At 34.7% G+C, this 8,411-nt stretch carries 7 protein-coding genes; 4 read left to right on the forward strand and 3 right to left on the reverse strand.

Annotated features, from left to right (window positions below; translation table 11 throughout):
- A partial coding sequence (locus tag ACIQ1E_RS12790) for a pyruvate formate lyase family protein (protein ID WP_396171697.1) occupies positions 1 to 561 on the reverse strand: 561 nt, incomplete at its 3' end.
- A 496-nt stretch (positions 562 to 1,057) separates the two neighbouring features.
- On the reverse strand, positions 1,058 to 2,098 hold the full coding sequence (locus tag ACIQ1E_RS12795; RefSeq protein ID WP_396171698.1) for a GMP reductase: 1,041 nt from the start codon (positions 2,096 to 2,098) through the stop codon (positions 1,058 to 1,060).
- Positions 2,099 to 2,475: 377 nt separating this feature from the next.
- Here ACIQ1E_RS12795 and ACIQ1E_RS12800 point away from each other — a divergent pair, with 377 nt between their 5' ends.
- The gene (locus ACIQ1E_RS12800) at positions 2,476 to 3,165 is read left to right on the forward strand and encodes a hypothetical protein (RefSeq protein WP_396171699.1); all 690 of its coding nucleotides are present in this window, start codon (positions 2,476 to 2,478) and stop codon (positions 3,163 to 3,165) included.
- A gap of 262 nt (positions 3,166 to 3,427) precedes the next feature.
- Here ACIQ1E_RS12800 and glyA read toward each other — a convergent pair whose 3' ends face one another.
- A complete protein-coding gene (gene glyA, locus ACIQ1E_RS12805; RefSeq protein WP_396171700.1) occupies positions 3,428 to 4,702 on the reverse strand; it encodes a serine hydroxymethyltransferase in 1,275 nt (424 codons plus the stop codon).
- 108 nt (positions 4,703 to 4,810) lie between these two features.
- On the opposite strand from glyA, the gene fahA reads away from it, so the two are divergent.
- The 3 genes from fahA (at position 4,811) to ACIQ1E_RS12820 (ending at position 8,338) form a co-directional block, all read left to right on the forward strand.
- On the forward strand, positions 4,811 to 6,094 hold the full coding sequence (gene fahA, locus ACIQ1E_RS12810) for a fumarylacetoacetase (RefSeq protein ID WP_396171701.1): 1,284 nt from the start codon (positions 4,811 to 4,813) through the stop codon (positions 6,092 to 6,094).
- 375 nt (positions 6,095 to 6,469) lie between these two features.
- Positions 6,470 to 7,090 carry a GNAT family N-acetyltransferase gene (locus ACIQ1E_RS12815; RefSeq protein ID WP_396171702.1) on the forward strand — a complete coding sequence of 207 codons (621 nt, stop codon included), beginning with the start codon at positions 6,470 to 6,472 and terminating at the stop codon, positions 7,088 to 7,090.
- 54 nt (positions 7,091 to 7,144) lie between these two features.
- Positions 7,145 to 8,338, forward strand: a complete 1,194-nt coding sequence (locus ACIQ1E_RS12820) for an argininosuccinate synthase (protein ID WP_396171703.1) — start codon at positions 7,145 to 7,147, stop codon at positions 8,336 to 8,338.
- Positions 8,339 to 8,411: the final 73 nt, after the last annotated feature.

Raw genomic sequence — 8,411 nt, forward strand, 5'->3', positions numbered from 1 at the left:
CAATCTGTCGATTCCATAAAGTGCTACTCTACGAAAATCACCTATTATTCTTCCTCTTGCATAATTATCAGGTAAACCCGTTAAAACGTGTTTTGATCTATAAGTTTTAATTTCACTATCATACGCACCAAAAACCGCTTGATTGTGATTTTTTGCGTAATTAAAAATATCAACTACTCTGTCTGAAACTTTCAAACCTCTTTCAGCTACAGCAGACTCTACTAATTTGATACCACCATAAGGTTTCATAGCTCTTTTCAAAAGCATATCAGTTTGAAGACCTACAATCGTTTCATTCTCTTTTTGTATATAACCAGGTCCAAATGAAGTAATATTAGAAATAACTTCAGTGTCGATTGCTAAACAACCATCATTTTGTCTTTCTTTTAAAAGTGTTTCTTTACAAACATCCCAAAGCTGAATAGTTTTATAAGAAGGTCCTACAAGAAAACTAGCGTCTCCTTCGTAGGATTTTATGTTTTGCAAAATAAAATCGTGCACATTAATACTATCTTTCCAAACTCCTAACTTGAACTCTAAACTTTTTACTAAACTTTCCATTTTTTATATCTCTAAATTTTTCTAAACTTTTTATCTTTTTTCTATGTCTAAATTTACGAAATATGTAAATAGATTGTGATATTTACGATTTTTTTTAATAATAAATCATTTTTTTGTGTTGTTCACAACAAAAAAAAACAAATTATAGGCTACATAAATTAAAAATCCTAATGTTTTGTATGTTTTTGAAAGAAAATTCAAAAAATTACGATAACGGTATAGTTCTTTAAAATTTTTTAATTTCCCCTCATTTTCTTCTGAGAATGGGTATTTCAGGAATTTTTTTATTCAAAAAAAAGAAGGAAATTAGTTGAGTTTTTGACAATAGGCCAAAAAAAATAATCCCGATACGAACCGTTCCATTTAAAAAAAAAAGCAACAAAAACTCCCCTTTCAACACTAAATTTCGAAAGAGGACTTGTGTTTTTTTTACATAAAAACAGACTACCGTTTCATTATCAGTTTACAATCAAAAAGTGAATACTTGTTAAAAAAACTATGGAGTATAAACCGTATTCTCCTGTTCAGAAACTCTAATAAAAGTGGTTCTTTTGGTCAATTCTTTTAATCTGGATGCACCTACATAAGTACAAGCACTTCTCAAACCTCCCAGAATATCTTTCAAAGTCACCTCGACAGCGCCTCTAAAGGGAACTTGAACCGTTTTTCCTTCGCTTGCTCTATATTCCGCAACGCCTCCTACGTGTTTTTCCATAGCGGTAGCCGAACTCATTCCGTAAAATTGTTTGAATTTTTCGCCATTGATTTCGATTAATTCACCACCACTTTCGGTATGACCGGCGAGCATTCCGCCCAGCATTACAAAATCGGCTCCAGCTCCAAAAGCTTTGGCCACATCGCCAGGGGTTTTGCACCCCCCATCACTAATGATTTGTCCACCAAGACCGTGAGCTGCATCTGCACATTCGATAATTGCTGAAAGTTGAGGATATCCAACACCTGTTTTCACTCTGGTTGTGCAAACCGACCCAGGTCCAATTCCTACCTTAATAATATCGGCTCCAGCCAATAATAATTCTTCGACCATTTCGCCAGTAACCACATTTCCCGCAATAATAACTTTGTCTGGATATTGTTTGCGGGTTTGCTGTACAAAATTGACAAAATGCTCGGAATAGCCATTGGCCACATCAATACAAATAAATTTCAATAACGGATTCGCTTCGAAAATTTGAGCAATTTTTTTTGAATCGTCTTTTCCTGTTCCAGTACTTATGGCGATATAATCATACATTTCTGGCGCTAAATCACGCAAAAAATCATTCCATTCCTGAACAGAATAATGTTTGTGTATTGCCGTAAAAAGTTTGTCTTCGGCTAAAGCTTTTGCCATTTCAAAAGTTCCTACAGTATCCATATTAGCAGCCATAATCGGAACTCCAGTCCAAGTGGTAGTACTATGCAAAAATTTGAATTCTCTTTCTAAACTAACATGAGAACGGCTCTTTAAGGTTGATCGTTTGGGTCTTATCATTACGTCTTTGAACCCTAATTTCATTTCTGTTTCTATTCTCATTTGGTAGTGATTTTAATTGTATAAATACCTTTCAAAATTACAAAATAATACCTAATGATTTTCTGTTATTATCCAAAGAATTCTGGTATAATACAGATGTACATTTCATTTAATTTTTTGAAATAACAAACGATATAACACTCCATTTTATAATACATTCTATCAAAAGTATCGGATTTATTCTATGTATTTCATCGACGAACTCTTTGATAGCGAAGGTTCTTTTTGGCCAAAAAAAGTAAGTTTTTTTTTCACTAATTGATGTTATAAATAACTATATTTGAGTACGTTAATTATGAAACATAATTATAAAAAATTCTCCTCTGTCATGAAAAAACAATCAACAAACTCATTTATCATTTAAAATAAACGAAATCATGAAAAAAAAGTTATTCATTTTTTTATTATTTATCGGAGCTATAAGTATAAACTCGTGTAGCGATACAAACAATTCACCGTCAGGCACTTTTACGGTAAATCTGATTGATGGCAGCACCAATCAACCCATACCAAATATTCAAGGAGCTAGTTGGGCTCCATTATTCCGTCATGATAATGCACTTGAAACCTATAATAATGGAAGCAATGTACAATTAAATGGTGGAAAGTTAAAAATTAATATGGCAGAATCTCACGGAAAAATATGGGTAATTCATCTGTATGGTCCTTTAAGTTCTGATTTAGATCCCAATAGTGCATTCAGTCAAAAATATTATACTCAAGGAGATCCTTATTTTTTACCGTCTGCTGGTTTAGAGCAGACGTTCGTTTATTATACTAAAGCCAAAATCAAATGCATAGTTAATGTAACAAAACCTGAGAATGTGGGAAAAAGATTTTATATAAGATTAATGCTGCCAAATAATCAAAAAATGGTATTAAACAATAATGATGGAGATGGATATCTAATTCTGTCTTTAAAATTAGGTCAACAAATAATTTATATAAATGCAATAGGCAAGTATAAAAATCAACTAGAATGGAACATAAATGAAAGTTTACCCAATATACCCATTGAAATTTTCTGCAACGAAAGCGAAACTAAAGACCTAATCATTAACCTATAAAAAAGGCAGGAATTGCCGTTCCTGCCCCTAATAAGTGAGAATCAACGCTATATTAATCCTAAAAATTAAAATAAAATTACCAACAGCAGGTTAGATATGCCATTTACACAGTAACTTTTAACCTCAAATAATAATTATGAATAAAACCGATTTAAAGACAAACAACACCATGTTTTGACGGGCTATAAAACACAAATTTCACTAATTGACCACCAAGAAATTGGCGAAAATTAGTGAAATTTATATGTTAAAAAAGTACTTCTTAGAAAACAAAAATAGCTCTTTCGCTCATCATTTCGTTTACTTCATTGGCTACTTCTTCGATTACAGCTTCGTTGGTATGATCTGATAGTACCTTATCAATCAAGGCAACAATTGTTTCCATATCTTCTTCAACCAAACCACGAGTGGTGATAGCGGCTGTTCCAACACGAATTCCAGAAGTCACAAACGGTGATTTATCATCAAAAGGAACCATATTTTTATTTACAGTTATTTCTGCTTTAACTAACGCATTTTCAGCATCTTTTCCTGAAATCCCTTTGTTTCTCAAATCAATCAACATCATATGATTGTCGGTTCCACCCGAAATAATATCATAGCCTCTTTTCACAAAAGCATCGGCCATAGCATTGGCATTTTTTTGCAATTGCAAAGCATATCTAAAGAAATTATCAGTCAAAGCTTCACCAAAAGCAACCGCTTTAGCTGCAATTATGTGCATCAAAGGACCTCCTTGATTTCCAGGAAAAACGGCTAAATCCAATAAAGAAGACATCATTCTGATTTCACCTTTTGGAGTAGTTAAACCCATTGGATTTGGAAAATCTTTCCCCATCAATATCAAACCACCTCTTGGTCCACGCAAAGTTTTATGGGTAGTTGTCGAAACAATATGACAATGTGGAATTGGGTCATTCATCAATCCTTTAGCAATTAAACCTGCAGGATGCGAAATATCAGCAAATAAAATAGCACCAACAGAATCAGCAATAACTCTAAAACGCTCAAAATCCATATCACGAGAATAAGCCGAAGCACCTGCAATAATTAATTTTGGCTGCTCTTTAGTAGCAATTTCTTGAATTTTATCATAATCTAAACGACCTGTTTCCTTGTCAACACCATAAAAAACAGGGTTGTATAAACGGCCTGAAAAATTCACCGGCGAACCGTGCGTTAAATGCCCACCGTGAGACAAATCGAAACCTAATATAGTATCTCCAGGTTTCAAACAAGCGTGATATACTGCAGTATTGGCTTGAGAACCTGAGTGAGGCTGAACATTGGCATATTCGGCACCAAATAATTCTTTAGCTCTATCAATGGCGATTTGTTCGATAACATCCACCACTTCGCAACCTCCATAATATCTTTTGCCAGGATATCCCTCGGCATATTTATTGGTTAAAACAGAACCAGCTGCTTCCATTACTTCATCACTTACAAAATTCTCAGAAGCAATAAGTTCTAGTCCGTGAATTTGTCTGTCTTGTTCCTCTAAAATAAGGTCAAAAATTTGTTTGTCGCGTTGCATTTCTTTGATTTTAGTTAATTTGGCGCAAAAATACAAAAAAACGTTTGGTAAATAGTAAGTTTATGATATATTTGATGAGTAATTCTTAACAATATAATTAACAATAGTATGCCAATATCAGCTAATAATACCAACCGTAAATCTTGGATAGAAGTACCAGTTGATAGCGACTTCCCTATTCAGAACATTCCCTTTGGGGTTTTTATTACCAAAGATGATGTAATCACCATTGGAACTCGAATAGGCGATTGCGCGATAGATATGGGCGCTTTGCAACAATTAAATTATTTTGACGGAATCGAATTGACCGATGATATGTTCATGCAAGACACCTTGAATGATTTCATTTCAGACGGAAAAAAAACCTGGCGTTTGGTTCGGAATCGCTTGGCGGAATTGTTTGACGCAACCAATCCAAAACTAAGAGATAATAAAGAACATCGAGAAATAGTCATCTTTAACGTAAAAGACATCGAAATGCAATTGCCCGTTTTAATTGGTGACTTCACCGATTTTTATAGCAGTAAAGAAAACGCAACAAATATTGGTAAAATAATAAACAACCCTGAGAAAGCTTTGCCGCTCAACTGGTTCCATATGCCAGTGGGCTATCACGGAAGGAGTTCTAGTATCATTCCATCAGGAATTCCGATTACTAGACCTATGGTGCAAACACTGCCTATGGGCGAAACCACACCCGTGTTTGGTCCTTCTCGAATGGTCGATTTTGAGTTGGAAACCGCCTTTATCACCACAGATGCCAACGTAATGGGTGAAAACGTTCCTATAAGTGAAGTCGAGGATTATATATTTGGGATGGTACTAATGAACGATTGGAGTGCACGCGACATTCAAAAATGGGAATCCCTTTCTTTCGGTCCTTTTTTAGGTAAAAACTTTGCTACTTCCATTTCGCCTTGGATTGTAACAATGGATGCTTTAGAACCCTTTAGAGCAAAAGGTCCAAAACAAGATCCTGCACCATTACCCTATTTGCAACAAAAAGGAAAAAACAACTACGACATTAATTTGGAAGTAGCTATACAAACCGAAGATCAGTCTATTACAGACATTTCTAAAACTAATTTCAAATACATCTATTGGTCGATGCAACAGCAATTAGCACACCACACGTCCAATGGCTGCCGAATCAATTCGGGTGATGTAATGGGATCTGGAACTATTTCTGGTCCAACTCCAGATAGCTATGGTTCTCTACTTGAATTAACATCGGGAGGAAAATCGCCAATCATACTAAAGGACAATACAGAGCGGAATTTCCTAAAAGATGGAGATACCGTAATTATGAAAGGATTTTCTAAAAACCATGGCGTTAGAATAGGATTTGGAGAACTCTCAACAAAATTACTTCCCCCTTTTGTGAGGAAATAAAAAAACAATACCGTTTTTTTTTGTTACAAATTTAAAAAATTCTAAAGTATTAACTATTTTATTCGTAAATTTGCAGCAATGAAAAAAACAAGTTTACATATAACTTCTTTATCACGGATAAACAGATCAACGACTTCTCCCGAAGTACGGATGCTATTAGTATAGTTTCCAAGCCAGTTTTTCAATTATTTATCCATTTTTCATATTTCACATTTTGAAATTACATTCTTTTACTTTTGGATTATTAAATCCTCAAAACAACATTATTTTTTGCACTTGGACAGAGTCTATATTTTATAGTATAATGTACCTTTGCAAGGAATTTTTTCATTCATCGCTCATTTTTTTTCACAATCAAAAAATTCAACTATCGAAATGAAAATATCTATAATTATAGCACAAGAAGAACATTATAAATATGCGCAACAAATTTGCGACACAATAGAATCTTCGGCTTTATTAAGAGGCACAGGAATTGCTAAAAGAACTCCCGAATACATCAATAAAAAGATACATAACAGAGACGCCGTTATCGCATTAGACAAAAATGGTGTTTTTGCCGGTTTCTGTTATATCGAAAGTTGGCAACACGGAAAATTCGTTGCCCATTCTGGATTAATTGTACATCCTGATTTCAGGAACCACGGTCTGGCTAAAAAAATTAAAACATTTGTCTTCAACTACTCCTTAGAAAAATATTCTGGCGCGAAAGTTTTTGGAATCACAACCGGGTTGGCTGTTATGAAAATCAATTCCGATTTGGGGTACAAACCGGTTCCTTTTTCGCAATTGACCACAGACCCTACTTTCTGGAAGGGATGTCAAACCTGTACCAATTATGAAATTCTTAAAAGCAAAGAATATAAAATGTGTTTGTGTACTGGAATGCTTTACGATCCAGAAGAAAAACCAAAAGATCCACCAAAGCATCCTTTCAACGTCCGGATTTGGAACAGATTGAAAGCCATTAAACAAGCATTATTTTTAAAAAAATAACATTCTAATTTCACCCTTCCTATGCTATTAGGAAATGAAGCAAAAACAAAAACAATGAAAAAAGTAGTATTAGCATACAGCGGAGGATTAGACACCTCATATTGTCTAAAATATTTAAAAAACGAACAAGGATACGAAGTTCACACCGTACTAATCAACACAGGTGGATTTGACGTTGCTGAATTAAAAGCCATCGAAGACCGTGCCTACGAATTAGGAAGTGCGAAACACGTCAATCTTACTATTTTAGACAAGTATTACGATAAAGCCATCAAATATTTGATTTTTGGTAATGTACTAAAAAACAACACCTACCCTTTATCGGTAAGTGCTGAACGTGTTTTTCAAGCTATTGAAGCCATAAAATACGCAAAATCAGTTGGAGCAACTGCTATTGCACACGGAAGTACAGGAGCAGGAAATGACCAAATTCGTTTCGATTTGATTTTCCAAACCATCGCTCCCGAAATTGAAATCATCACTCCTATTCGTGACTTGAAACTTTCGCGTCAAGAAGAAGTAGATTATTTAGCCAAAAACGGCGTGCATTATTCTTGGGAAAAAGCACAATACTCAATCAACAAGGGACTTTGGGGAACAAGTATTGGAGGTAAAGAAACGTTGAACGCAAAATTACCGCTTCCGAACGAGGCTTATCCATCGCAATTGACAAAAGAGGGTGAAGAAAAAGTAACTTTAGAATTCGTGAAAGGGGAATTAGTTGCTGTAAATGGTAAAAAAGACAAACCTTCAAACAACATTGTAGCTCTAGAAAATTTGGCCAATGCATATGCCATTGGTAGAGACATTCACGTGGGAGACACGATTATTGGTATAAAAGGAAGAGTTGGTTTTGAAGCGGCTGCTCCACTTATTATCATCAAAGCGCACCATTTACTTGAGAAACACACGCTTGGAAAATGGCAACAATATTGGAAAGAACAACTAGGAAACTGGTACGGAATGTTGTTCCACGAAGGCCAGTTTTTGGATCCCGTAATGCGTAACATCGAAACTTTCCTGGAAGACACTCAAAAAACCGTAAATGGAACCGTAACCGTTTCTTTGAAACCCTACCACTTTTCATTAGACGGAATCGAATCGGATAATGATTTGATGAATACTGGTTTTGGTCAATACGGAGAGATGAATAACGCTTGGACATCCGACGATGCGAAAGGCTTTATCAAGATCTTAGGGAATGCTCAAAACATATTTTCATCAGTAAATAATGAAACATACGAGTAATTAATTATTACTTTTTTCAAACCATTGAGATAATTAAGTTTCATTAAGCGTAACATTCTTAATGATCTTAATG

The organism is Flavobacterium sp. (assembly GCF_044348915.1).
In the GTDB taxonomy this organism is placed as follows: domain Bacteria; phylum Bacteroidota; class Bacteroidia; order Flavobacteriales; family Flavobacteriaceae; genus Flavobacterium.